This window comes from Micromonospora sp. ATLC16 (genome assembly GCF_057196645.1).
The window spans coordinates 1-1,125 of sequence record NZ_JBXUOW010000164.1 but is presented as its reverse complement, the minus strand read 5'-3'; the positions used below and the strand labels follow the sequence as shown (position 1 = coordinate 1,125).

General features: G+C 75.9%; 2 protein-coding genes. One reads left to right on the top strand and one right to left on the bottom strand.

Annotated features, from left to right (window positions below):
- A partial coding sequence (locus AC2CHE_RS26870) for a hypothetical protein (protein WP_484507613.1) occupies positions 1-345 on the top strand: 345 nt, incomplete at its 5' end.
- 75 nt (positions 346-420) lie between these two features.
- On the opposite strand, the gene AC2CHE_RS26865 is transcribed toward AC2CHE_RS26870, so the two are convergent.
- The coding region (locus tag AC2CHE_RS26865; RefSeq protein WP_484507612.1) for an Lhr family helicase at positions 421-1,125 on the bottom strand (705 nt) is incomplete at its 5' end.

The window sequence follows — 1,125 nt, the reverse complement described above, 5'->3', positions numbered from 1 at the left end:
CCGCCGAGCCCGCCGCCGGTCGAGCTACCACCGCGCCAGGCCGGCGAGCCGACCGGCCGGGAGGTCGTGGCGGCGTTCCGGGCGGCCGGGCTCAAGGCGGCCAACGTCCGGGACCGGTCCATCGACTGTGGACCAGACGGGATGGGGTTGGGCTGCTCGGAACTGGTCGTGACCGACAACGTGACCGTCTACGTCTTTCCGGACGAGAGCAGCGCCGGTGACCTGGCCGAGCGGTGGAGCGGGGCCGCCTACCGCAGCGGCACCGTGGTGCTCAACTACCTTGAGGCACCGACCCCGGCCGCCGACCGCACCCGCTACGAGAAGGTCCTCGACGAACTCCGCTGAAGCGCGGGCCTCCCCCTCGACCTTGCCGGCGTCGGCCAGGACCCGCCTCGCCTCCATCGTCCTGCTGCTGTCGCTTCAGGCACGCAGCCGGAGGCCGCGCGGGGTGGTGCGGAAGCCGGCGGCGGTCAGGGCATCGCGCAGCGGCGACGAGCGTACGGACTCGCCGTCGGCGCGTTCCACCGAGATCGGACCCAGCGCGCCGGAGTGGACGGCGTCGGCCAGGGCCTTGCCGGCCGCGCCCAGCGCGTCGACGTCGTCGGAAAAGGAGAGCAGCGTCCGCCCACCCCGCTCCACGTAGAGCGCCAACTCGCCCTCGACCAGCACGACAAGCGCCCCGGCCTTGCGACCCGCCCGGTGCCCGGTGGCCGCCGGTGACGTCGCGTCACCGGAGTCGACGGCACGCTCGGGCCAGGGCAGTGCCGCGCCGTACGGGTTCGCCGGGTCGGTGGCCGCCAGCACCACCGTGGCCCCGCCCCGCCGGCCGCCGTCGAGCGGATCGACGCCGGCGCGGATCCGGTCCACTGCGCCGGGCACCGCGAACTGCGCCGCGCCCAGCCCGTCGACGAAGTAGCCCCGCCGCGCCGCGCCGCGCTCCTCGAGCGCGGACAGCACCGGATAGACAGCGGCGAAACCCCCCACCACCTGCTCGGCCACGACCGCGCCCCGGGTCAGCACACCGTGTCGTTCGAGCAGGACATCGGCGAGCGCGGCGGCGCGGCGGGTCGGGTCGGTGTCCCGCGCCGGCAGCCGCGACCAGCGCCCGGCCACCGTGGGCGGCCC